At 67.7% G+C, this 22,542-nt stretch carries 21 protein-coding genes; 13 read left to right on the top strand and 8 right to left on the bottom strand.

The genetic code is table 11. The features are described from left to right. Nucleotides 1-89 precede the first annotated feature (89 nt). Nucleotides 90-1,727 (bottom strand): NAD(P)/FAD-dependent oxidoreductase, encoded by a 1,638-nt coding sequence (locus tag AB0M22_RS05635; RefSeq protein ID WP_364721444.1) that lies wholly within the window; start codon nucleotides 1,725-1,727, stop codon nucleotides 90-92. 58 nt (nucleotides 1,728-1,785) lie between these two features. Beyond that, entirely contained in the window at nucleotides 1,786-3,054 is a 1,269-nt protein-coding gene (locus AB0M22_RS05630) for a cytochrome P450 (protein ID WP_364721442.1), read from the bottom strand. A gap of 296 nt (nucleotides 3,055-3,350) precedes the next feature. On the opposite strand from AB0M22_RS05630, the gene AB0M22_RS05625 reads away from it, so the two are divergent. Continuing rightward, nucleotides 3,351-4,565 (top strand): MFS transporter, encoded by a 1,215-nt coding sequence (locus AB0M22_RS05625; protein WP_364721440.1) that lies wholly within the window; start codon nucleotides 3,351-3,353, stop codon nucleotides 4,563-4,565. After that, nucleotides 4,562-5,101, top strand: coding sequence for a GNAT family N-acetyltransferase (locus AB0M22_RS05620; RefSeq protein ID WP_364721438.1), 540 nt, complete (start codon nucleotides 4,562-4,564; stop codon nucleotides 5,099-5,101). Before AB0M22_RS05625 ends, AB0M22_RS05620 begins: the two co-directional genes overlap by 4 nt. A 10-nt stretch (nucleotides 5,102-5,111) precedes the next feature. On the opposite strand, the gene AB0M22_RS05615 is transcribed toward AB0M22_RS05620, so the two are convergent. After that, nucleotides 5,112-5,864 carry an alpha/beta hydrolase gene (locus AB0M22_RS05615; protein ID WP_364721436.1) on the bottom strand — a complete coding sequence of 251 codons (753 nt, stop codon included), beginning with the start codon at nucleotides 5,862-5,864 and terminating at the stop codon, nucleotides 5,112-5,114. A gap of 103 nt (nucleotides 5,865-5,967) precedes the next feature. On the opposite strand from AB0M22_RS05615, the gene AB0M22_RS05610 reads away from it, so the two are divergent. The 3 genes from AB0M22_RS05610 to AB0M22_RS05600 are packed head-to-tail and all read left to right on the top strand — an operon-like array spanning nucleotide 5,968 to nucleotide 8,201. Further along, nucleotides 5,968-6,852 carry an ABC transporter ATP-binding protein gene (locus tag AB0M22_RS05610; RefSeq protein WP_364721434.1) on the top strand — a complete coding sequence of 295 codons (885 nt, stop codon included), beginning with the start codon at nucleotides 5,968-5,970 and terminating at the stop codon, nucleotides 6,850-6,852. Nucleotides 6,853-6,890: 38 nt separating this feature from the next. After that, entirely contained in the window at nucleotides 6,891-7,670 is a 780-nt protein-coding gene (locus tag AB0M22_RS05605; RefSeq protein WP_364721432.1) for an ABC transporter permease subunit, read from the top strand. 48 nt (nucleotides 7,671-7,718) lie between these two features. After that, nucleotides 7,719-8,201, top strand: coding sequence for a MarR family transcriptional regulator (locus tag AB0M22_RS05600; protein WP_364721430.1), 483 nt, complete (start codon nucleotides 7,719-7,721; stop codon nucleotides 8,199-8,201). Nucleotide 8,202: 1 nt separating this feature from the next. Here AB0M22_RS05600 and AB0M22_RS05595 read toward each other — a convergent pair whose 3' ends face one another. Next, nucleotides 8,203-8,991, bottom strand: coding sequence for a tyrosine-protein phosphatase (locus AB0M22_RS05595; RefSeq protein ID WP_364721428.1), 789 nt, complete (start codon nucleotides 8,989-8,991; stop codon nucleotides 8,203-8,205). A gap of 40 nt (nucleotides 8,992-9,031) precedes the next feature. Next, nucleotides 9,032-10,048 (bottom strand): cell division protein ZapE, encoded by a 1,017-nt coding sequence (zapE, locus tag AB0M22_RS05590; protein ID WP_364721426.1) that lies wholly within the window; start codon nucleotides 10,046-10,048, stop codon nucleotides 9,032-9,034. 35 nt (nucleotides 10,049-10,083) lie between these two features. Here zapE and AB0M22_RS05585 point away from each other — a divergent pair, with 35 nt between their 5' ends. The 7 genes from AB0M22_RS05585 (at nucleotide 10,084) to AB0M22_RS05555 (ending at nucleotide 16,284) form a co-directional block, all read left to right on the top strand. Then, nucleotides 10,084-10,845, top strand: a complete 762-nt coding sequence (locus AB0M22_RS05585; RefSeq protein ID WP_364721702.1) for a pyrimidine reductase family protein — start codon at nucleotides 10,084-10,086, stop codon at nucleotides 10,843-10,845. 32 nt (nucleotides 10,846-10,877) lie between these two features. Then, a complete protein-coding gene (locus tag AB0M22_RS05580; protein WP_364721424.1) occupies nucleotides 10,878-12,434 on the top strand; it encodes an alpha/beta hydrolase in 1,557 nt (518 codons plus the stop codon). An 84-nt stretch (nucleotides 12,435-12,518) separates the two neighbouring features. Beyond that, entirely contained in the window at nucleotides 12,519-13,811 is a 1,293-nt protein-coding gene (locus AB0M22_RS05575) for a glycosyltransferase family 87 protein (protein WP_364721422.1), read from the top strand. Beyond that, on the top strand, nucleotides 13,811-14,254 hold the full coding sequence (gene msrB / locus AB0M22_RS05570; RefSeq protein WP_364721420.1) for a peptide-methionine (R)-S-oxide reductase MsrB: 444 nt from the start codon (nucleotides 13,811-13,813) through the stop codon (nucleotides 14,252-14,254). The genes AB0M22_RS05575 and msrB overlap by 1 nt, the downstream gene beginning before the upstream one ends. Before the next feature lie 120 nt (nucleotides 14,255-14,374). Beyond that, nucleotides 14,375-14,509, top strand: coding sequence for a hypothetical protein (locus AB0M22_RS05565; protein ID WP_364721418.1), 135 nt, complete (start codon nucleotides 14,375-14,377; stop codon nucleotides 14,507-14,509). 57 nt (nucleotides 14,510-14,566) lie between these two features. Continuing rightward, nucleotides 14,567-15,799, top strand: a complete 1,233-nt coding sequence (locus AB0M22_RS05560; RefSeq protein ID WP_364721416.1) for a hypothetical protein — start codon at nucleotides 14,567-14,569, stop codon at nucleotides 15,797-15,799. Continuing rightward, nucleotides 15,796-16,284, top strand: coding sequence for a hypothetical protein (locus AB0M22_RS05555; protein ID WP_364721414.1), 489 nt, complete (start codon nucleotides 15,796-15,798; stop codon nucleotides 16,282-16,284). Before AB0M22_RS05560 ends, AB0M22_RS05555 begins: the two co-directional genes overlap by 4 nt. Here the strand turns inward: AB0M22_RS05555 and AB0M22_RS05550 are convergent. Continuing rightward, a complete protein-coding gene (locus AB0M22_RS05550; RefSeq protein WP_364721412.1) occupies nucleotides 16,258-17,664 on the bottom strand; it encodes an MFS transporter in 1,407 nt (468 codons plus the stop codon). The two genes, AB0M22_RS05555 and AB0M22_RS05550, sit on opposite strands and share 27 nt — an antisense overlap. Nucleotides 17,665-18,007: 343 nt before the next feature. Here AB0M22_RS05550 and AB0M22_RS05545 point away from each other — a divergent pair, with 343 nt between their 5' ends. Next, complete coding sequence (locus AB0M22_RS05545; RefSeq protein ID WP_364721410.1) at nucleotides 18,008-19,489, top strand: phospholipase D-like domain-containing protein; 1,482 nt, start codon at nucleotides 18,008-18,010, stop codon at nucleotides 19,487-19,489. 160 nt (nucleotides 19,490-19,649) lie between these two features. On the opposite strand, the gene hemQ is transcribed toward AB0M22_RS05545, so the two are convergent. Together hemQ and AB0M22_RS05535 are read right to left on the bottom strand one after the other, a co-directional pair. After that, complete coding sequence (hemQ, locus tag AB0M22_RS05540; RefSeq protein WP_150405956.1) at nucleotides 19,650-20,345, bottom strand: hydrogen peroxide-dependent heme synthase; 696 nt, start codon at nucleotides 20,343-20,345, stop codon at nucleotides 19,650-19,652. Nucleotides 20,346-20,426: 81 nt separating this feature from the next. Beyond that, entirely contained in the window at nucleotides 20,427-21,773 is a 1,347-nt protein-coding gene (locus AB0M22_RS05535; RefSeq protein WP_364721407.1) for a protoporphyrinogen oxidase, read from the bottom strand. Nucleotides 21,774-22,542 lie beyond the last annotated feature (769 nt).

Here is a 22,542-nt window from a genome sequence, read left to right as displayed (position 1 = left end):
AACGGGAGTTTGCCAGCATTTCGCTGGTGATAATCCCTCGGCGCGTCTCGCCGCTGGGGGCGGCGTCTACCCCGGCGACCCGAATTCGCTTATTTGCCTTGCGAACCGTGCAGCAGATCGCTCGGCATGCCGGTGCTCAGGTCGTGCGACGGCGGCACGCCGAGGTCCGGCGGCCGGGGTGCGCCGAGGCTCGGGCCGGGTGCCGCGACGTCGGCGTGCTGGATCACCGGGTGTGTCGGCGGCGCGGGGTTGACGGACTCGTGCTTGGTGGTGAGCCCGCGGTAGGACTCCGGGCGAACGGTCCGGAACCACTGGGCTATCCGGGTGCGCAGCGGCAGCCGGAACTTCAGGTCGGCCAGCATGTCGTCGATGTTGCGGATGGAGAAGGGCGTGATCACGGTGCCGTGTGCGTGGTGGCCGCGGGTGCGCTCCTCGGTCCAGCGCAGCCGGGCGTCGATCTGCTCGGTCGTCTCGTCGCGCGGCGGCAGGTCGATCTGACCGGCCAGCAGCGCGGCGGTCCAGTGCGCGCCGACCTCGGCGTTGAGCGTGCTGATCACCGACGAGTTGTAGCCGGCGAAGGTCAGATTCGGCACGTCGAGCGGCAGGATCTGCCGGTGCAGGCGGAAGTTGCCGTGCTCGTCGGTGAGCCTGCGCTGGACGTACGGGGTCAGGAACGGCACCCGCTGCTGGAAACCGGTGGCGCAGACCACGATGTCGGCCGGGATGACGTGACCGTTGGCCAGCTGCACCGCGGGCACCTCGCCGCCACCGCCACGCATCTCGGTGATGGTGGTGTCGCGCTGGACCACGATCCGGCCGTTCGCGACCTGCTCGTAGAAGTTCTCGGTGGCGAGGCTGACCGTGCTCTCGGCGATCTCCTCGAACCGGCCCTCCGGCAGCAGGCCGAGTTCGCGCAGGTTCATGTGCTTGGTGGCGAGTTCCTGGATCAGGTCGAGATTGCTGATCCGGAACGAACTTCCGGCTCCGTCGAGGAAGCGGTCCATCCGGCCCGGTTCCATGTGATGGAAGTGCGCCTCGCCCAAGCGAGTCAGCATCAGACGCTCGTAGTCGACGACCTTGGCCATCTTGCGCGGCATCTTCCACATCAGGCGGCGCGCCACCACAGTGGTCGAACCCGCGACGTCGCTCACCGCCTCGGCGATGTCACAGGCGGACTTGCCGTAACCGACGACGACGACCGACTTGCCCCGCACCGCTTCGACATCCAGGAACTCCGACACGTGTCCCAGCTGGCCGCCCGCGGCACGGAACAGTTCGATGCCGCGGAAGTCCGGGATCGCGGGTTCGCTGAACACCCCGTTGGCGATGACCAGGTGATCACAGGACGTGCGATGGATACCGCCCTGATCACGAATCTCCAGCAGCCAGCCGCTGTCCACCGGGTCCGCGGCGACGACCTCGGTGTTGAGCCGCAGGTGTTCGCGCAGGCCGAAGTGGTCGGCGTAGGCGGCCAGATACGCCTGCATCTGTTCGCCGTCGAGCACCTTCGGATAATCCGACGGCATCGGGAAGTCGGAGAAGTGATAGGTGTTCTTGGAATTCTGGGTTCGCAGCCCCGGGTACCTGCGGGTCGCACTCCACACGCCACCGACATCGGGCGAACGGTCGAAGATCTCGACCGGAAAACCCTTCTGGATCAGCACTTTCGCGCAGGCAAGACCTGCGATACCCGCACCAACGATCGCGATGCGGTTTCCGCTCGTCATGCGCAGGAGATTACGTCGCTTACGGGCCACAGCAAAGTCGGTTGCCCTAATCGGCGATTCAATTCAGTACCTGGGCGCCGACCGGACGCACCTGGGCGCCGTTCGAATGCGCCGGCCCGGCGGCCGGATCGACCGGCAGATCGAGCAGTCCGCGGATCAGGATGCTCTCCCGCCAGCGCAGTTCGTCCGCGCCGACGGCAAGGCGCAGGTCGGGGAAGCGGGCGACGAGGCGGGTCAGGGCGACGCGGGCCTCCATCCGGGCCAGGCCCGCCCCGAGGCAGTAGTGGATGCCGTGGCCGAAGGCGATGTGGTTGGCCGGGCGGTCCGGATCGAAGGTCGCCGGATCGGTGAAATGACGTTCGTCACGATTGGCCGAGCCGAGCGCGACCAGCACGAGTTCGCCCGCGGGGATGTCGGTGCCGCCGAGGGTGATCGGGGCGTTGGTGTAGCGCAGGGTCGCGATGTTCACCGGGCCGTTGTGCCGCAACACCTCCTCGATCAGCGGCGCGACGGTGTCCGGGTCCGCGCGCAGCGCGCGGTAGCGGGGCGGGTCGGTCAGCAGGGTGAGCACGGTGTTGCCGATCAGGTTGACCGTCGTCTCGTGCCCGGCGACCAGGATCAGGAACGCCATCGAGATCAGTTCGTCGAGGCTGAGCCGGTCGCCGTCCTCGGAGGCGGTGAGCATGTGCGAGATCAGGTCGTCGCCGAGACCACGCGTGCGGCGCAGGGCCACCAGCCGATCGAAGTAGTCGACGAGGGCATCGGTCGCGGTCCGCATCGCCTGCGGCTCCGACATCGAGACATCGACCACGGCGGTGGACCATTCGCGGAACTGCTCGCGGTCCTCGACGGGCACACCGAGCAACTCGCAGATCACCGTGATGGGCAACGGAAAGGCGTACTCCTCCAGCAGGTCCACCCGTGCGGCGCCCGCGGCGGCGATCCGGTCGAGGAGTTCGTCCGCGATGGACACCACCCGCGCCTCGAGCGCCGCCATCCTGGCCGGCGCGAACGCCGGCGTGACCAGCTTGCGCAGGCGCGCGTGCCGCGGCGGATCGGCGTTGAGCAGGTGGTAACTCGAGCGCCGATTGGCCGAGGTGACCCCGCTGTCCCCCGAGGCAGAATGCCGGGCCTCGGCGCCCGCCGCGGTGTTCGGATCCTTGCGGATATCGGGATGGCGCAGCACCTCTTTGGCGGCGTCGTAGTCGACGACCAGCCAGGCGCGCACACCGTTGGGCAGGCGAATCTTATGCGCCGGACCGTCCGAACGCAGCTGCCGATAGAAGGCATACGGCGTACGAAAGAACTCCGCTGGCAGCTGTTTCATCTGCGCTGGCCTCCCCGTTCGCGAGTGTCGTTGCGGCCCTTCGATGGTGACACGCCCCCGCGGACGGCGGCCCGGAACGCCGCCGCCGCCGTCCGCCCGATCGCGATCGCCGATCGCCACCGCACGCAGCCGCACACCTCCTGATTTCCCGCACACCGATTCGCATGCGATTCCGTGTGCGGGAAATCAGGAGGTGTGCGGCTGTCGGTCGCGGCTGCTCGGGGGTCGACGATCGTGGCGTGGGCGGCCGTTCGATTCGGCGCGCGCGACCTCCTGCACCCCGCTACCCTGCGCAGATGAGTTCGATCGCGCCTGTCCTGCGGGGCGCCCGGATCGCGAACTCGTTCGCGTTCGGGTTGCAGGGGTTCTTCTTCGCCGTGGTGCTGACCCAGTTGCCGCAGCAGAAGGACAAGTTCGGGCTGTCCGACGGGTTGATCGTCGGATCGGTGGTGCTGGTGTCGTTGCTGGCCGGCGGCGGAAGCGTGGCCGCGGAGCGGTTGGCGTTGCGCTGGTCGAGCCGGGTGACGGTGCGGATCGGGCTGTTGCTGATCGCGATCACCGGGACCGCGGTGGCGTTCGCGCCGAACACGGCGGTGCTGCTGACCACGCTCAGTTGCTATGGGATCGCGGTCGGCATTGTCGACGCGAGCACCAATATGCAGGCGGTGTTCATTCAGCACGGGTACGGGAAGTTCGTGCTGTCGTCGTTCTATGCGGCGTGGAGTGCGGGGTCGATCACCGGTGCGCTGTTCGTGTCGGGGTGCGAGGCGCTGGCGGTGACGCTGCGCGAGTCGTTGCTCGGGGCGGCGGGGATCGTGCTCGTCATCGGGTTGCTGCTCGGGCCGCGGCTGCTGGGACCCCAGGAGGCCGAGGCCGGTCCGGCCGAGGAGGTCGTCGAGCCGCCGCCGGTCGCGTTCCGGGCGTATCTGGTGTTCGGCATCGCGATGGCGTTGGTGTTCGCGATCGACCTGGCCGTCGGTAACTGGTCCGCGCTGTATCTGACCGACGATCTGCTGGCCAGTTCGGCGACCGCCGCGCTGGCGCTGGCCGCTTATCAAGGCACGTCACTCGTCGCGCGGCTCACCGGCGATCTGTTCGTGCGACGGTTCGGGCCGCGCCGCGTGGTGCGGACCGCCGCGGCGATCGGTGTGGTCGGACTGGCGATCGTGATCGCCGCGCCCGGGCCGATCGTGGCGATCGTCGGATTTCTGATCGCCGGCGTCGGCATGCCGGTGATCGCGCCGCTGTGTTTCAGCGAGGCAGGGCAGCTGACCAGTGGCCGCGGGCTGGACGCGCTGATCGCCCGGCTGAATCTTTTCAACTACGCGGGCACGCTGGTCGGCGGCGGGGTGGTCGGCGCGGTCGCGGCGGGCTTCGGCCATCGCATCGGCTTCGTCATCCCACTGGTGTTCGCGGCGGCGCTGATCGGGTTGGCGCGGGTGTTCCACACCCGGCCGGATGCGGACAAACATCCCACCTCTCCCGGTGATCATGCTCTACTGGACTCATGAGCAACATCCCAGTCACCGTCGACCGGGCCGGTCTGTGGGACGCCGAAGAACTCAGTGACGTTGCGGCGGCGACCTTTCCGCTCGCCTGCCCGCCGGAGGCGACCGCCGACGATATCGACATCTTCATCACCGAGGCGTTATCCGGGGAGCGGTTCGGCGAATATCTGAGCGATCCGGCCGTGACGGTGCTCAAAGCCGTTGCGGGCGACGAGATCGTCGGTTACGCCATGCTCATCGAAGGCGACCCGGCGGATCCGGCGGTCGCCGCTGCGGTGGGGCTGCGACCGGCGGTGGAGATCAACAAGATGTATGTGATGCCGGGGCATCAGGGCACCGGAGTGTCGACCGCGTTGATGTACGCCTGTTTGGAGCGCGCCCGCGAAGGTGGGTTTGCTGCGGTGTGGCTCGGTGTCAACCAGGAGAATTCGCGGGCTGTGCGGTTCTACAGCAAACACGGGTTCAGCACGGTCGGCACCAAGACCAACACCGTCGGTAACCAACGGCACGACGACTATCTGATGCGGTTGGTCTTCTGAGCCACTGGCTCTATTTGACGAAATCCACCAGCGCGCTGTGGAAACTCGGCGCGATCACGGCCATCAGGTGATCGCCGGGCACCACGTGCAGCGTGCCGTCGGGCAGCGCGTCGGCGAGCCGCTCGGGCTCGGCGGCGAACGGATCGTTGTCGCCGGCCAGCACCAGCGTCGGCACCGTGACCTCGGACAGGCCGCTGATCGGGCGGGAATCGAGACCGGTCGCGAGCGCCTGGATGGCCTGGCGGTCGGCGTGCACCGCGTCCGCGAGGATCCGGAACATCATCGCGGTCGACGGCGCGCCCTCGTTGTCGTCACCCATCGCGGTCTGTAGATCGGTCAGCTCGACGACCCGGCGATCGACGCCGCCGCAGTCCAGCACGCCCGAACCCACCCCGCCGATGGCCAGCCGCTCGACCCGCTCGTCCGCTGCGGCGACCAGCAGCGAGATGATCGCGCCCATCGAATACCCCACCTGCACAACCCGATCGAACCCGAGCTCGTCGTACAGCGCGCTCACGTCCTTGGCCATGAACTCCCACGAGTACTGCGCCGCGTCGTGCGGCTTGGCCGAACGTCCGTGCCCGCGCGCGTCCAGCGAAACCACGGTGCGCCCGGCCGCCTGCAACGCGCCGACCACGCCGGTACTCATCCAGTTCGCGTTGGTATCCGCGACCACGCCGTGCTGCAACACGACGGGAACGCCCTCGCCCTCCCACACCCGATAGTTGAGTTCCAGGCCGTCCCACGTCTTGAACTTCGTCATGACCGGATCGTAATGCCCAGTCCGGAGTTGACTTGTTCTACATGTTCAGTCTTTACTGAACATATCGTTCCTTGCAGAACAAATCAGCACTCAGGAGCCCGTCATGACCGCCGCGATCCGCACCGAAGGACTGACCAAGCACTACGGCAAGCACGTCGCCATCACCGATCTCGACCTAGAGGTGCAGCCGGGTGAGGTGTTCGGCTTCCTCGGCCCCAACGGCGCGGGCAAGTCCACCGCCATCCGCATTCTGCTCGATCTGATCCGTCCAACCGCGGGTCGCGTCGAGGTGCTCGGCGTCGATCCGCGTCGCGGCGGGGCCGAGCTGCGCACGCGGATCGGTTACCTGCCAGGCGAATTGGCGATCGAGGGGCGCAATACCGCGCGAGATCTGTTGCGCTTCCTCGCCGATCAGCGCGGCCGCGTGCCGGCCGGGCGGATCGACGAGTTCGCCGAGCTGCTCGACCTGGACCTGTCCAGGAAGGTCGGCGCGATGTCCAAGGGCAACAAGCAGAAGGTCGGCATCATCGCCGCGTTCATGCACCGGCCCGACCTGCTGATCCTGGACGAGCCCACCTCCGGCCTGGATCCGCTACTGCAACAACGGTTCATGGATCTGGTGCTCGAGGCCAAGGGCAACGGGCAGACCGTGTTCATGTCCTCGCACGTGCTCAGCGAGGTGCAGCAGACCGCCGACCGCGCGGTCATCATGCGCGCCGGGAAGCTGCTCGGCACGGAGAACGTGGACGATCTGCGCCGCCGCTCGCCGCGCTCGGTCGAGCTGGTGTTCGGCGCGGACGTGTTCCCCGACGACTTCGCCCGGCTGCCCGGCGTGCGGGATCTGCACGTGGACGGAAAGACGTTGCGCTGCACCACCGAAGGCGAGGTCGACGAGCTGTTCAAGACCGCGGCCAAGTATCAGCTGGTGAGCGTGCTGTCCACCGAGCCGGACCTGGAACAGATCTTCTTCAGCCTCTACGGCCGCTGACCGGACTCGAATCACTCATCCGCACAGGAGAACTCGACATGACTCGCTCGGTTTTCACCCAGACTCTCAAGGAACAGCGGCGCGGGCTGATCGGCTGGTCGATCGGCATGGCCGTCGTGCCGCTGATGTATCTGCCCTCCTACCAGACACTCAAGGAGCAGGGCTCCCTCGACATCAAACAGAACCGGATGTACGAGGCGATGGGCCTGAGCGACTTCGCCAGCGCCGCAGGCTATCTCAACTCGACGATCTTCTCGCTGATGGGCCTGTCGCTGCTGCTCATCTTCGCCGTGACCTTCGCGACCCGGTCGGTGACCCAGGAGGAGAACGGCATGCTGGATCTGCTGCTGGCCCAGCCGATCGGCCGAATGAACCTGCTGGCCCAGCGATTCGCGGCGCTCACGGTGCAGACCGCGGTGGTCACCGCCGTGCTCACGCTGAGCGTGCTGGCCGGGGCGAACGCGGGCAAGATGGACGTCCCCACCGGGCACATCCTGGCCGCGAGCACCGGGCTCGGCCTGCTGATCCTCGCCGTCGGCACCATCACGCTGCTGCTCGGCGCGATCACCGGAAAGCGTTCGCTGACACTGGGACTCGCGTCGCTGGTGGCGGTGGCGGGCTATCTGGCCAACAATCTCGGCGGCATGTTCGACGGCGGCGCGTGGTTGCGCAAGCTGTCGCCGTTCTACTACGCGAACGGTAGTTCGCCGCTGGTAAACGGCTGGAACGGTCTGCACCTGGCCGTCCTGATCGTCCTCGCCGCCGTGGCATTCGTCCTCGCGCTCGGCGCTTTCGAACGCCGCGACCTCGCGGTCTGACCCGGCCCGATTTGCCGTGATCCGTACCAACGAAGGGATACTCGGTCCATGAGTTCCACGGACGACATCGCCCCCACCCCGGAACAGCTGGCCTTCGTGGAGGATTTCGCGCTGGTCCTGGAGCGCATGGGCCTGGTCCGGATGACCGGCCGGGCCGCGGGCTGGCTGCTCGTCGCCGATCCGCCGGAACAGACCTTCGGCCAGATCGCCGACGCGCTGCAAGCCTCCAAGGGCTCCATCTCCAGCGCGCTCAAGGCGCTCGTCACCATGCGCTGGGTGGACAAGATCTCCAAGCCGGGCGACCGCAGGGACTACTACGCCATCCGCCCCGGCGTCCTGCCCGAACTGACCCGCCAGCAAAGCGGCATGTACGACGACCTCACCGCCATGACCTCGCGCGGCCTGGCCCTCTTCGACGACCCCGACGGCACCCAGGCCGCCCGCGTCCGCGAGATGCACGAATTCTTCGTCTGGATGGGCAAGGAACTCCCCGCCCTGATCGACCGCTGGTACGCCGAGCAGCGCGCCTGAATCAGGCGAGCAGCTTCGTCTTCAGGGCGGTGAGGTCGGCGTCGGTGAGCTTCAGGCCGTCGCGGACGTAGTTGTCGAAGCTGCCGTAGGTCTGGTTCGCCTGGTCGAAGGCGGCGTCGAGCCAGGACTGTTGGACGCCGTTGATCGGGTCGTTCGGGTTGGCGTTGCGGTACTGGTTGGACAGCAGATAGTCCTGGTCGACCGTGTCGCGGTCGACGCCGAGCAAGGTGAGCAGGACGGCGGCGGTCCAGCCGGTGCGGTCCTTGCCCGCGGTGCAGTGGAACAGGACCGCGCCATCGGTGGTGATGATGTCGTGCAGCACCGAGGCGAAGGCCTGATTGGCGCCGGGGGCGGTGATGAAGGCGCGGTAGAGGCTGTCGCCGCCGGTCAGGGTGGTGGCCATGACCTCGGGCGGGGCCTGGCCGATGACGTCGTCCCAGTTTGCGGTCGCGCCGGCGGGCACCTTGTCCGGGCCGAGCGCGCGTTCGTAGATCGTGCGCAGGTCGTCGACGACGCGGACCTGGCGGCCGGTCAGTTCGGCGAGGTCGGCGGGGGTCGCGTTGTTCAGCTGGCCGGTGCGGTAGACCAGCCCGGTGCGGACCGTCTTGCCCGCGCCGGTCCGGTATCCGCCGAGGTCACGAGCATTCTGCACGCCCTGCAAGTTCAGCGAACGGTCGAACGCGACGGCCGACGCGGCCGGCGGTTCGGCCAGCGCGGCGCCGGTCACCGGGCCGAAGGCGACGGCGAGCCCGGCGGCCAGCGCGATCGGGGTGCGAATCGAGCGGGTCATGCGAGTGCTCCAATCATCGGTTCCCCCGAATCAGGGGGGTTTACGCCGGGACCTCGAATCGAGACAGGGCGAGCAGGCGCGAGATCGCCCGCAGATACTTCTTGCGGTATCCGCCGTCGAGCATCTCCTGGGAGAAGATCTGGTCCAGCTTGGCGCCGGACACGGTGACCGGAATGCTCGCGTCGTAGAGCCGGTCGGCCAGCACCACCACGCGCAACGCCACGGCCTGATCGGTGACCGGATGCACGTTCGCGATGAACACCGACGACACCCCGGCGATCAGCGCACCGAACTTCGACGGGTGCAGCGTGCTCAGATGCTTCAGTAGCTCGTCGAAGTCGTCGAGCGTGGAACCCGGTGTGGCAGCGGCCCGTTCGGTGAGCACCGCCGAGGAGGTCGGCTCCGGCGCGGGCGGCAGATCGCGGTGCCGGTAGTCCGGGCCGTCGACCCGCACCGGTTCGAAGATCGAACCCAGCTTCTTGATCTCCCGGAGGAAATCCTGTGCGGCGAAACGACCTTCGCCCAACTGACCCGGCAGCGTGTTGGAGGTCGCCGCGATCGACACGCCCTTCGCGGACAGCTCGGTCAGCAGCCGCGAGACCAGCATGGTGTCGCCCGGATCGTCGAGCTCGAACTCGTCGATGCACAGCACGCTGTTCGCCGACAACCGCTCCACCGCACTGGTGAAGCCAAGGGCGCCAACGAGATTGGTCACCTCGCCGAAGGTGCCGAACGACTTGGGCGCGGGCGCGCTGTGGAAGATCGAGGCGAGCAGGTGGGTCTTGCCGACGCCGAACCCGCCGTCGAGATACAGCCCCGCCCCGGACACCTGCTTCTTCTTGCCGAACAGGCTCTTCTTGTTCACCGCCTGATGGATCTTGGCGACCTCGCCGGCGAACTCCTCGGCCTTGCGCACCGCCGCGGCCTGGCTCGGCTCCTTGGGGTCTGGAATGTAGGAGCCGAAGCTGACCTCGTCGAACATCGGCGGGGGCACCATCTGGGCGACGAGCTGGTCGGCCGGAACCTCAGGGTGGCGGTCGACGAGGCGTTCTTGCATGTGCGAAGCCTAATGACGTGGTGAGATCTACCTTCATGCAGCGTATCCACAATGCGATCCAGCTCACAGACCTGAGACCGGACGATCTAGCCGAGTTATACGCCTACCCGGCCGAACTGCGCGAACCGTTCGTCCGGGCGAATTTCGTCTCCAGCATCGACGGCGGCGCGACCAGCGACGGCCAGTCCGAGGGCCTCGGCACGCCCGCCGACAAAGCCGTGTTCCTGATGCTGCGCGAACTGGCCGACGTGGTGCTCGTCGGCGCGGGCACGGTCCGCGCGGAGAACTACGGCGGCGCCCGGACCGATCCGAAGTACCGCCGCGCATTGCACGAGCGCGGCATCGGCGGCCATCCGGACGGCGCCGCGCCGCCGATCGCCGTGGTCACCGCGAGCGCCGCGATCGATCTGGGCGCCCGGCTGCTCACCGACACGACGGTCCCGCCGTTGATCATCACCACGACCACCGCCCCCGCCGACCGCAAGCAGCAACTCAGCGACGCGGGCGCGGAAGTGATCGAGGCGGGCGACGTCGCGGTGACCCCGAAGGCCCTGCTGCGCGCGCTCGGCGAACGCGGATTGCTGCGCGTGCTGTGCGAGGGCGGCCCCCATCTGTTCGGCGAGCTGCTGGCCGCCGACGCGGTCGACGAGCTGTGCCTGACCACCGCGCCCCTGCTGGTCGGCGGCACGGGCCGGCGAATTTCGCTGTCCGCGCACGAGTTCCACCGCCCCATGTCCCGCGCGCATATCCTGCTCGACGACGACGGCACGATGCTGACCCGATGGGCCCGTGCATGAAACAACTGCCCGAACCTGGCAGGCTGTAGCGCATGCGCTGGACTCGGGCCGTCGTGCTGGCCGCGACACTCTCGATCATGATCGCCGGATGCGGGGCGGGACCCTCCGACCGTCCCGGCGTCGCCGTCGAGCGCCAACAGGTCGGCGGCATCGCCCCGACCTCGGTCGCTCCGGCCCCACCACCGGCCGCCGAGCTGCCCAAGACGGATCTGGCGTGGAAGGACTGCACCACGCCGACGCTGGATCTGCTCGGCCTCGGCCCGGCCCCCGCGGGCCTGGTGCTCGACTGCGCTGAGTACACCACCCCGATCGACGCGAGCGGCGGCGTGCTCGGCAACTTCCGCGCCGCGGCGATGCGCGCCCGGCTGCCGCAGACGCCCGCGGACGCCGCACCGATGATCCTCACCTCCGGCACCGACCGCTCCTCCACCGCCACCCTCGCCGGGCTGGCCGCCGGACCGGCCAGCGCCCTATTGGCCGCGCGCCCGATCGTCGCGGTGGACCGGCGCGGCATCGGCAGCTCACAGCCGATCGACTGCCTGCCGCCCGAGGTGCGCAAGGGCCTGGCCGACAACGCCCAATTCGGGCCCGGCGCAACCGATCCCGTCGAGGCGATGACCACGTTCAGCCAGGACGGCACCATCGCCTGCCGCGACTTCCTCCAGCCCTACGAGGGCGCGTTCGACGCCCAGCACGCCGCCGACGACATCGAACAGCTGCGCAGGCAGTGGCAGGTCGAGCACGTCGCGCTGCTCGGTTCGGGCAACGGCGCGAAGGTCGCGCTCAGCTACGCGCGCAAGTACGGCGATCATCTGGCCCGGCTCGTCGTCGACTCCCCCGAGGCGGTCGGCGCGGACGCGATCACCAGGGCCGAGCAGCAATTGGAAGGCGCGGAGGCGGCGTTGACCGCGTTCGCCCAGCGCTGCACCGCAGTCAACTGTTCGCTCGGCCCGGATCCGCGCGCCGCGATCACCGATCTGGTGAACCGCGCCGGTTCCGGTGGGCTGGGCGATATCTCGGCCAACGCGCTCCTCACCGCGGTGTCCGGGTTCCTCGGCAGCCCGCGCGCCGACCAGGTCAATCGGGTTCGTGAACTCGCCGACGCGCTGTCGGCGGCCGGCCGCGGCGATCGGGGCGCGCTCGGCAATCTGATCCAGCGCGAGTCCGCGGCCGTCGGCGGCGACGGTCAATTCGTCAACCGCTGCACCGACACGCAGCAGCCGCCCACGCCGACCAAGGCCAAGGAACTGATGGGCACCTGGGGCACGAAATACCCGGTGTTCGGCAAGAACACGGCGATCGGGCTGATGGAATGCGCGGCCTGGCCGGTGTCCACCGCGCCGCCGATGCCGGACAAGCTCACTATTCCGGTGCTGGTGCTCGGCGGCATCGCCGATCCGGTGGTCGGCAATGCCGGGCAGGCCTCGGTCGCCGGTGCGCTCGGCGCGGCCGGTGCGCGGCACGCCGGACTCACCTGGCAGGGCTGGGGTCACCCGGTGTCCACGCACTCGACGTGTGCGCAGCGCGCCGTGGTCGACTATCTGAAGGACGCGAAACTGCCCGCCGACGGAACGGCCTGCCCGGCCTGATCCGGCCGCCCGAATAGCGCTTCTAGCGGCGCGTCGAACAGGTCCGCACAACCGCGAGAACGTGATCCGGTGTACCGTGCCCCAGTGTTACTTCGACAGCTCGAGCCCCGCACTGCTCGCACCACCGCCGAGGTGATCAAGTTCGCACTCTGGCCCTTCGCGGTCATGACTGTGCTGAACCGGGTTTTCATCAAGGCTGTCAATGGTTTCATCACCGACGACTTCCGGCCCGTGTACCAGGCCTCGCTCGATTTCCTCAACGGGCGACCGGTCTACACGGCCAACTTCGACTCGGTCGACCCACACTACCTGTACTACCCCAGCGGCACGCTGCTCATCGCGCCGGTGGCGTGGGTGCACGACTATGAAAAGGCCCGCTGGCTGTTCATCCTGCTGAACGCGGCCGCGATCATCCTCGCCTGGTACCTGCTGCTGCGGCTGTTCCGGTTCACCGTGAATTCGGTGGTCGCGCCGGTGCTGCTGTTCGCCATGTTCATGTCGGAGACGGTCACCAACACGCTGGTCTTCACCAACGTCAACGGGTGCATCCTGCTGGCCGAGCTGCTGTTCCTGCATCTGCTGCTGAAGCGCCGAGATCTCTGGGCGGGGGTGGCGCTCGGGCTCAGTATCGCGGTGAAACCGACGCTGGCGCCGCTGCTGCTGATCGCGCTGGTGCGCGGGCAGTGGAAGGTGTTCATCACCGCGCTCGGCGTGCCGATCGTGCTGACCGCGATCGCCTGGCCGATGTCGAAGGACCCGGAGAAGTTCTTCAGCCACACCGCGCCCTACCTGTTCGAGACGCGCGACTACTTCAACAGCGCGATCGCCGGCAACGGCGAGTACTACGGGGTGGCGCCGTGGCTGGTCTGGTTCATGCGGCTGGGCATGGGCGTGCTGGTCGCCATCTCGCTGTGGCTGCTGTGGCGCTACTACCGCGAGGACGAGCTGTTCTTCGTCTGCACCTCCTCCGGTGTGCTGCTCACCGCGATGTTCCTGCTGCCCTCGCTGGGCCAGATGTACTACTCGATGATGCTGTTCCCGTTCCTGATGACGGTGGTGCTGCGCAATTCGGTGCTGCGCAACTGGCCGGCCTGGCTGGCGGTGTTCGGGTTCATGAGTTACGACAAGTGGCTCTCGGATCGCTGGCAGCACATCGGCCGCGACGTCGAATACCTGCGCATCACCTTCGGCTGGGGCCTGCTGCTGATCGTGATCTTCTGCGTGCTCGGCGATCGGTATCTGGCCGCCAAGCGCGAAGGGCGGCTCGAGTTCGGCATCGACCCGACCTGGTTCAAGCCGGTCCCGGCCGCGGCCGATTCGCCCAGTTCGGCGAACGGTTCCGCGACGACGGTGGCGAAACCGATTAGCGTGGAGTGATGAGTTCCGAAGCCGATACGTCCCTGCCCGCGCCGCGGATCCAGCTCACGCCGCAGGAATGGCGGGTCAAGCTGAACCCCGAGGAGTACGCGGTGCTGCGCGAGGCCGCGACCGAACGTCCCTTCGTCGGCGAATACACCGACACCAAGACCGACGGCGTCTACGAATGCCGGGCCTGCGGAGCCGAATTGTTCCGCAGCACCGAGAAATTCGACTCCCACTGCGGTTGGCCGTCGTTCTTCGACCCGGCCGAGTCCGAAGCGGTCATCCTCAAGACCGACGACACCCTCGGCATGCACCGAGTCGAGGTGTTGTGCGCCAACTGCCACAGCCACCTCGGGCACGTGTTCGAGGGTGAGGGCTACAACACCCCCACCGACAAGCGCTACTGCATCAACTCCATCTCGCTGCGCTTGCAGCCTGCGGAGGGTTCGGCCGGCTAGCACACCGGCCCCAACGCCGAGCATCCCGTCGATGTGACCCCGATCATATCGACACGTCGACTTTACTCTTGCTTTACTCTTAGAAGGCAGGCAGATTACATCGATCGAAGGATGCTCCCAATGAACGATCTGATCAAGACCCTCGCGCAGGACGCCAACTGGGACCGGTGGGTGGCCGTCAACTCCGAATCCGGAACCAAGGACGGCTGCATCTCCAAGGCGGGTTGTATTTCCAAGGCGGGCTGCATCTCCTAGTCGCGGTCGCGGGGCCGAGCAGGCTTCCGGCTCGGCCTCATCCGACTCAGGACCACCATGACCGACACCGCCGCGACCCGTCCCTTGCCCGCCGCTTTCGTGGAAGCGACCCGCGAGATCCCGTTCTATCGGGACTACGCGGCGGCGAACGCTTACCCGATCATCACCAAAGCTGATCTGGCCGAAACGTTTCCAGATTCCTTCATGACCCCCCGGGTCACCGAGGCATTGGCATCCGGTGCCGCGCAATATGTCTGGTCCACCGGCACCAATCACGCCCGGATGCCGCTCATCCGCCCCCCGCTGTTCCTGCTGAAGTCCTATTACACGGTCTGGCGCGATCATCCGGAGATCGGCGACACCTTCGCCGCCGGCGCGCCCCGCGTTTCGGTCACCACGCGACTGGCCACCGATCACGTGGCCAGGGTCAACGGGGCCAAAGGCGGCGAGCCGGGCGATCTCGCGCGCCGCAGGCTCGATGACCGCACCGTCTACGTCAACCAGCACCTGGATCCCGCGCTCTGGTCACCGGACGCCGTCACCACCATGCTCACCGAGATCGCCGCCGTGCAGAGCGAAACCGATTACCGCCGTTACCATCTCGATTGCTCGTCCTACCACGCCGCGCATCTGCTGCTGGCCGCGGGGCAACGATTCCCGCAACCGGTCAGCGCGATTCACGGCTACGAGTTCACCCCGCGCAACGTGCGCCGCTTCCTCACCGAGCGACTCGACTGCCCGGTCGTAGAACTGTTCGGCAGCACCGAACTGGGCTATCTGTACTACGGCGATCGGCACGGCCGCTACCACCCGCACCTGGATGAGATGACGGTCGAACTCGAACCGATACCGGGCACCCGCGGCATCCACAGCCTCGTCGTCTCCAGTATCCGTAACCCGTACATGCCGTTGCTGCGCTACAACACCGGCGACTGCGTGCACACCAGCGACGGTTCGGCCGACCCGAGCGGCATCGTGCGCTTCTGCGGGCGCGAGAAGGAGCTGCTGGTCACCGACACCGCGATCACCTCGCAGGCCGAGCTCGACGACGTAATCGCGACGATCAGCCACGAGGTATTCGTCTACCAGCTCTCGGTGGAACGCGGGTCCGCCGAACTCGCCTACACGACCTTCGGCGGCGCGCCGCTCGACCGGACGGCATCCGCCGAACTCGCCGCCGCCGCAACACGATTGACCGGCACACCGGTCACCGTTCGACACCGCAAGCACATACCGATCGGCAAGTCGGGCAAGTACGCCTGGCTGGTCCACGGAGGGAGCACGCGATGAACGATCACAACGTCCTCGGCGATCTGTACGAAGAAACGGTCCGTTATGTGCGCGACCACAATCAGGTGGACGAGTCCACCGCCCGCATCCAGGTACGTGAGGCGGTGCGCTATCTGATCCTGGTCTCCGCGCACCGCGAGGAACTCACCGGGCTGTTCCTGCCCGTCGAGCAGGCGATCGACGAGGTATGGCACTACCTCATCCTGCAGACCCGCGAGTACGCCGATCTATGCGAGAACCGTTTGCCCGGTGGGCATTTCATTGATCATCGGTCCATCTCCTACGACGCCTACGGGCAGCGGCAGCCGTCCCGCGAGGCGATGATCGAACAGTTCCTGCGCTGGATTCCGTTGTACTGCGCCCGATTCGGCGAGTTCGACGCCGAGGGCGGCCGATGGTGGACCATGGTGCGGTTCCTGCACGAGGAAATGGGTCACAGCCTCGCCGAGATCTCCGCGCTAGCGCCCGCCGACGCGCCGAGCTGACCGCACCGCCGCCGCGATCACCAGTATCGCCAGTCCGATCTGCACAATCAGCACCGTCACCATCCCGGCCGGTTCACCGGACGTGCGGACCACGACACCGAACACCGTCCCGAGCACAGCCGCGCCCGTCGCGATCGACACCTGCTGCGCGGTGAGCAGCACGCCACCCCCGACGCCGGCGAACCCCGCGGGCACCAGCGACAGCATGTGCGCGTTCATCGTGCCCAGCGTGATCCCCTGTCCGGTGCCGATCAACAGCATCGCCACGCACATCAGCAGGATGGACGCGCCGTGCACGCCGACCGCCATGCACGTCAGGCCGACGCCCTGGACCGACGCGCCGAGCGCGATGGCGCCGACCCCCAGCCTGCCGCGGATGCGCGGCACCGCGAACGAGGAAAACAGAAAGCCCACCGCCATCGGCGCGGTCAGCAGACCGGCAATCAGCGGCGCATGGCCGAGGCCCTCCTGCAAGGTCTGCGGCAGTGCGTAGAGAAATCCGCCCGCGCCCGCGAAGAAGGGCAGCATCAGTGCCAACGCCCACCGCAGCTTGGGATCGGCGAACATCCCCGGCGGAATCACGGTGGGCTTTCCCGTTGCGGCACAGCGCCGTTGATGTGCCACCCAGACCAAGCCGACTGCGACGGTGAGTACCGCGAGGGCGATGGTGAACGGGCCGAGAACCGTCGACATCGCCGTGGTCAGCAAGAACGCGAGCACGGTGAGCGACAGCAGTGCACCGCCGCGACCGTCGACGTACTGGTCGATGTTCGGTTCGGTGTCGGGCACCAGCCGGGGCAGCAGAATCAGCCCGAGCACGCCGAACGGGATGTTGATCAGAAACAGCCACCGCCACGCGTCCGGTCCGCCGACCAGATCGAGCAGCGCGCTGCCACCGATGAGACCGACCAGTGCCGATACGCCGCTCATCGATGAATACCAGCTGATCGCCCGGTCTCGGCGCGCGCCCGCGTGCGCGGTGACCAGCCCGAGCACCTGCGGCATCACGAACCCCGCGGCGAGGCCCTGCACAATACGCCCGGCGACCAGCACCTCGAAAAACGGTGCCGCAGCACAGATTCCCGACGCCGCCACGAATCCCGCCGCCGCGTAAGACAGGACCCGGCGCCGCCCGAAACGGTCACCGACCCGCCCGCCGACGATCAGCAGCGAACCGAAACCCGCGAGATAACCCACCAGCACCAGACTCAGCACGGCAGAGCCCTGCTCGATGCCGAAGTCACGCCGGATGCCCGGCAGCGCGACCCCGGCGATGAACGTGTCCATCATCGGAACGAACGCGCACGCCAGGATCAACACGATCCCCGGAACGCGCAGCGACAGTTCGCTGCCGGACGAGAAGCTCCGTCGCGTGATCATCGTCGCCCGACTCTACCGCGCGGTCGGCCAGATCGGTCATCTACCCGCACACAGTCACGTCGACCTTGTCGCCCGGCATCCGGCCGGATCTGCTCGGAATCAGGTCTAGCACAGCATCATTCAGCAACTGTCGGCAGTCGTCGACCGGGCCAACCAGCATCCGGCCCTGGCACGTACCTCCTCGAGGCCGAGCCGGGCACCGGGCGTCGGTCGGCACGGTGCTCAGGACGGTGAACCGAACCCCGGAGTCCAGTCGGTCGCGGGGCCTCGAGTGCACCTTCAGTAATGTGGATCGTTCACCGGCGAGCACGGGTGCCGGGCCGGACGAGAGAGCTGACTGGACATGAGCGACGAGCAACACATCCTCACTCCCGGCGAAACCTGCTGGCAGATCGCCCAGGCGGATCGACTGGCGTGCATCATCGACGCGGCGGACTATTTCCGGCACGCCAAGTCCGCGATGTTGCAGGCGCGCAAGCGGATCGTGCTGATCGGCTGGGACTTCGATACCCGGATCAAGTTCGAACCGCAGGACAAGACCCTCGACGGGCCGAATCGGCTGGGCAAGTTCCTGTCCTGGCTGCCGAAGCAGCGACCGGATCTCGACATCTATCTGCTGAAGTGGAATGTCGGGGCGTTCGCGGCGATCAGCCGGGGGATGACGCCGATCTTCGTGGTCAATTGGATGACCGACCGCAGGCTGCACTTCGAAATGGACGGCGCGCACCCGATCGGGTCGGCGCACCATCAGAAGATCGTGGTGATCGATGACGCGCTCGCGTTCTGCGGTGGCATCGACATGACCGTCGACCGCTGGGACACCAGCGACCACCAGGACGACAACCATTACCGCACCGAGCCGAACGGCAACCGGTACGGCCCGTGGCACGACGCGACCACCGCGGTCGACGGCGACGCGGCGAAGGCGATCGGCGAATTGGCCAGGGCCCGGTGGAAGGCGGCGACCGGCCAGCAGTTGGCCGCGGTCGACGAGATCGCCGGGGACACACCGTGGCCTGAAGGGCTGGAGCCGACGATGCGGTCCGTCGAGGTCGGTATCGCGCGGACCTTCCCCGAACTCGCCGACCGCGCCGAGGTCCGGGAGATCGAGGCGCTGTATCTGGCGGCGATCGCGGGCGCCACGAGGTCGCTGTACATCGAGAGTCAGTACCTGGCCTCGCGCACCCTCGCCGAGGCGATCGCCGCCCGGTTGGGCGAGCCGGACGGGCCGGAGATCGTGCTCGTGCTGCCGCGGCACGCCGACGGCTGGCTCGAACAGCAGGCGATGGACGGTGCCCGCCGCCGCCTACTACATCTGCTGTGGAAGGCGGACATCAACAACCGGCTAGGCGTCTACTACCCCGTAACCGAAGCGGGTGCGCCGATCTACGTGCACGCCAAGGTGCTGGTGATGGACGATCGGCTGCTGCGGGTCGGCTCGTCGAACCTCAACAACCGCTCCATGGGCTTCGACACCGAATGCGATCTGGCCGTCGAGGTCACGCCCGACACCGCGGACGGTGAGCTGCTGCGGGAAACCATCCTCGGCATCCGGCGCCGGCTCATCTGCGAACATCTCGATGCCGACCCCGCGAAGTTCGACGCCACCCTCACCGAGACCGCATCGCTGCTGCGCACCGTCGAAGCCTTGCGCGGTGACGGCCGAACCCTGGTGCGGTTCGAGCCGGCCACCGTCGAGGACGAGGACAGTCCGCTGGCCGAGAACGAACTGATGGACCCCGAACGCACGCCACCGAGCCTGTGGGACAACCCTTTACTGAGCCGGGGCATCCGCAGGTTGAAGGCCACGGGGGCGACGCGTTGACCCGAAACGCGGATTCTCCCTGCGCCCGCACCCCTCGGACAGCGCAGCGGAGTAATCCACGGTAGGCACTGGACCGAAGGGTACGTTTTCTGGCACTTACCCGCACGCCCCGAAAACCCGGGGCTTGCCGGTTGATTGCTAGCTGAGGCGGGAGGGGCGCTCAGGGCAGGGCGTTGATGAGCTTGTCGAGCTCGACGCGGGGGCCGGTGAAGAAGGGGACCTCTTCGCGGACGTGCAGGCGAGCCTCGGTGGCGCGCAGGTCGCGCATCAGATCGACGATGCGGTGCAGTTCGGGGGCCTCGAAGGCGAGGATCCACTCGTAGTCGCCGAGGGCGAACGAGCTGACCGTGTTCGCGCGCACGTCCGGGTAGCCGCGGGCCGCCTTGCCGTGATCGGCGAGCATCTTGCGCCGCTCCTCGTCGGGCAGCAGGTACCACTCGTAGGAGCGGACGAACGGGTACACGCAGATGTAATTGCCCGGGTCCTCGCCCGCCAGGAACGCCGGCACGTGGCTCTTGTTGAACTCCGCGGGACGATGCAGCGCCACGTTGCTCCACACCGGAGCACTCGCGCGACCCAGCTCGGTGGTGCGACGGAAGTCCGCGTAGGCGGCCTGCAGGTCCTCGACCCGTTCGGCGTGCGTCCAGATCATGAAGTCGGCGTCGGCGCGCATCCCCGCCACGTCGTACACGCCGCGAACCACCACGTCACGATCCGCGAGCCCCTCGAAAAACGCCCGCGCCTCCTTGATCGCCGCCGCCCGGTCCTCCCCCAGCACCCCCGGCTGCACCTGGAACACCGAGAACATCAGGTAGCGAATGGTCGAGTTGAGTTCCTGATAATCGAGTCGCGCCATGCGTCCTATCGTGCCACTCGCAGGAGGGGGGATGTTTCGCGGTGGGGGTGGTGTACGGCACGCCGGCGAGGGCGGGGTCAATCAGGTTGCGGTGGTGGCGATGTGGTGGGCGGCGGTGTTGGCGGAAGCGACGCAGGCGGGGACGCCGACTCCGTGGAGGTAGGCGCCGGCGAGGGCTAGGCCGTCGATGGAGGCGACGGCTGCTTCGATGGCGGCGATGCGGTCGGTGTGGCCGGGGGCGTATTGGGCGAGGCCGCCGCGCCAGCGTTGGACGACGGCGGAGATCGGGGCGATGGGGACGCCGGTGACGGTGGAGAGGTCTTCGGCGGCAGCGGTGATCAGGTCGGCGTCGGACCAGGAGAGGGTGGAGTCGTCGCCGAATTTGCCGAATGAGGCGCGGACCAAAGCGGTTTCGCGTTCGGCGAGATGGGTCCACTTGCGGCTGGACAAGGTGAACGCCTTGGCACGCAAGGGTTCTCCGGTCGCTACCAACACGCCCGAGTTCTGCGGGAGTGCGGTGTCGCGTGGAAGGGCAAGTGCGACAACGACGGACGAGGACAATTCGATTCCGGCCAGCGCCGCGGCGGCGTCCGGGACGACCGTGCCGAGCAGCCGGGCGGTCACCGGCGCGGGGGTGGCGAGAACGACCGCGTCGACGGCGCCGATCGGGTCGACGACCCAGCCGCGCAGTCCGCGGGCGAGGCGAGTGGCGGGTGTCGCGGTGACGAACTTCGCACCGGAGCGCGCGGCCAACGCCTCCAACAGCACCTGATATCCGTCGCGGAGCCCACCGAACACCGGTGCGCCCGACGGCGGCGGCAGCGCGACGGACACCGCATGGGTGAGACTGGGCGCTCCATCGTCCAACGCGGCGGCCAACGTCGGCAGCGCCGCGCGCACCCCGATCGAGCGCGAACTCCCCGCGTACACCCCGCCGAGCAACGGATCCACACTCCGCTCGGCGACCTGCGCCCCGAACCGGTCGGCGATCAGCCGATACACATCGACGTCCGCGCCCGGTTCCCAGGCCAGCGGCCGCCGCGACTCCCCCGCGATCCGCTCGACCGTCTCCGCATCGACCAGCCCGCGCATCGACTCGGCGTCCGCCGGAATCCCCATCAGCGTCCGCTCGGGCATCGCGTGCGCCACCCCACCCGACCACACCAGCGGCCGCAACCCCGCCGGCGTCACCAACTGCGTCTCGAGCCCCATCTCCCGGAGCAATTCCGGCACCTCGGGCCGCCGCCCGACAAACGCCTCCGCCCCGAGATCCAAAGGCTCCCCGGCAACTTCACCGGTATAGAGAATCCCGCCCACCCGCTCGGCCCGATCCAACACCACAATGTCGGCCTCGGCCCCCAGCAACCCGCGCAACCGATACGCAGCAACCAGCCCGCTGATCCCGCCACCGACCACCGCGATCCTCATGACGTCGACGGTATCCCCCACCCCCACCCGCCCCGCGACCGGTCCACTCCCGAGCCCACCGAGTGCTGCTGTTCCCACAGCAGCAGGGCGGATGCGCCGTCGCATTCGAGGCCGGGGTCAATTCGAGGACGCGGGTCAAGCAGAGGGCGCGTGGGGTGTCGACCCGACTACTCGGGACGATCCGCTTCGCCGAGGACGGCAAGCGCTGCGCCACTCGGACGCAGCAGATGCTCTCGACGGAATGCCCATGTATCGACTTGACGATTAGGTGCATTGGCTCAGGACCGCACGCTCAAAGAAGTCCGATGGGGTCTATCCATCCGGTCAGTCGATGTGCGCTTTCATGCTCAGCGGGACATGGTCGCGGCAACGCGCGAACGGCCGCCCCACCACGTCCCGCTGAGGCAACGAGGCCGCCATCAGCAAGAATCCGCACTCGAACTCGGGATCTGCACCCGAACTAGAGCCCTAAAGCGAGTGCAGATCCCGAGAAGGAGTGCAGATTTCGGCGTGCGGCGGTGCGCGCGACGACGATTCGCGGTTGCGCGGGGGGCATCTCACGCGCAGGCAGTTGCCGACGATTCTTGCGTGGGCCGCAAAGCGTTAGCAGCGTGTACGGAAGGAGGAGGTCAGCTGACGAGAATCGCGTGACGTGTGCGGCGCACCGGCGACTGGCCCGCGGTGCATGGATCCACCTCGCGCGGCGAGATCGTTTGAGTCGATTGCGGGCGTGCGCGACGGCGACTAGTGGCCACGCCCTGATTCCCTT

The organism is Nocardia sp. NPDC051756, from assembly GCF_040681495.1.
In the GTDB taxonomy this organism is placed as follows: domain Bacteria; phylum Actinomycetota; class Actinomycetes; order Mycobacteriales; family Mycobacteriaceae; genus Nocardia.
This window is presented reverse-complemented; position numbering and strand designations above follow the sequence as displayed.

Bases quoted from the DNA above. Each gene is read 5' to 3' on its own strand.
- AB0M22_RS05630 (WP_364721442.1), bottom strand. From the start codon at position 3,054: ATGAAACAGCTGCCAGCGGAGTTCTTTCGTACGCCGTATGCCTTCTAT.
- AB0M22_RS05635 (WP_364721444.1), bottom strand. From the start codon at position 1,727: ATGACGAGCGGAAACCGCATCGCGATCGTTGGTGCGGGTATCGCAGGT.
- msrB (WP_364721420.1), top strand. From the start codon at position 13,811: ATGAGTTCCGAAGCCGATACGTCCCTGCCCGCGCCGCGGATCCAGCTC.
- AB0M22_RS05585 (WP_364721702.1), top strand. From the start codon at position 10,084: ATGCAGCGTATCCACAATGCGATCCAGCTCACAGACCTGAGACCGGAC.
- AB0M22_RS05600 (WP_364721430.1), top strand. From the start codon at position 7,719: ATGAGTTCCACGGACGACATCGCCCCCACCCCGGAACAGCTGGCCTTC.
- AB0M22_RS05615 (WP_364721436.1), bottom strand. From the start codon at position 5,864: ATGACGAAGTTCAAGACGTGGGACGGCCTGGAACTCAACTATCGGGTG.
- AB0M22_RS05555 (WP_364721414.1), top strand. From the start codon at position 15,796: ATGAACGATCACAACGTCCTCGGCGATCTGTACGAAGAAACGGTCCGT.
- AB0M22_RS05550 (WP_364721412.1), bottom strand. From the start codon at position 17,664: ATGATCACGCGACGGAGCTTCTCGTCCGGCAGCGAACTGTCGCTGCGC.
- zapE (WP_364721426.1), bottom strand. From the start codon at position 10,048: ATGCAAGAACGCCTCGTCGACCGCCACCCTGAGGTTCCGGCCGACCAG.
- AB0M22_RS05620 (WP_364721438.1), top strand. From the start codon at position 4,562: ATGAGCAACATCCCAGTCACCGTCGACCGGGCCGGTCTGTGGGACGCC.
- AB0M22_RS05565 (WP_364721418.1), top strand. From the start codon at position 14,375: ATGAACGATCTGATCAAGACCCTCGCGCAGGACGCCAACTGGGACCGG.
- AB0M22_RS05610 (WP_364721434.1), top strand. From the start codon at position 5,968: ATGACCGCCGCGATCCGCACCGAAGGACTGACCAAGCACTACGGCAAG.
- AB0M22_RS05595 (WP_364721428.1), bottom strand. From the start codon at position 8,991: ATGACCCGCTCGATTCGCACCCCGATCGCGCTGGCCGCCGGGCTCGCC.
- hemQ (WP_150405956.1), bottom strand. From the start codon at position 20,345: ATGGCGCGACTCGATTATCAGGAACTCAACTCGACCATTCGCTACCTG.
- AB0M22_RS05535 (WP_364721407.1), bottom strand. From the start codon at position 21,773: ATGAGGATCGCGGTGGTCGGTGGCGGGATCAGCGGGCTGGTTGCTGCG.
- AB0M22_RS05605 (WP_364721432.1), top strand. From the start codon at position 6,891: ATGACTCGCTCGGTTTTCACCCAGACTCTCAAGGAACAGCGGCGCGGG.
- AB0M22_RS05560 (WP_364721416.1), top strand. From the start codon at position 14,567: ATGACCGACACCGCCGCGACCCGTCCCTTGCCCGCCGCTTTCGTGGAA.
- AB0M22_RS05545 (WP_364721410.1), top strand. From the start codon at position 18,008: ATGAGCGACGAGCAACACATCCTCACTCCCGGCGAAACCTGCTGGCAG.
- AB0M22_RS05625 (WP_364721440.1), top strand. From the start codon at position 3,351: ATGAGTTCGATCGCGCCTGTCCTGCGGGGCGCCCGGATCGCGAACTCG.
- AB0M22_RS05580 (WP_364721424.1), top strand. From the start codon at position 10,878: ATGCGCTGGACTCGGGCCGTCGTGCTGGCCGCGACACTCTCGATCATG.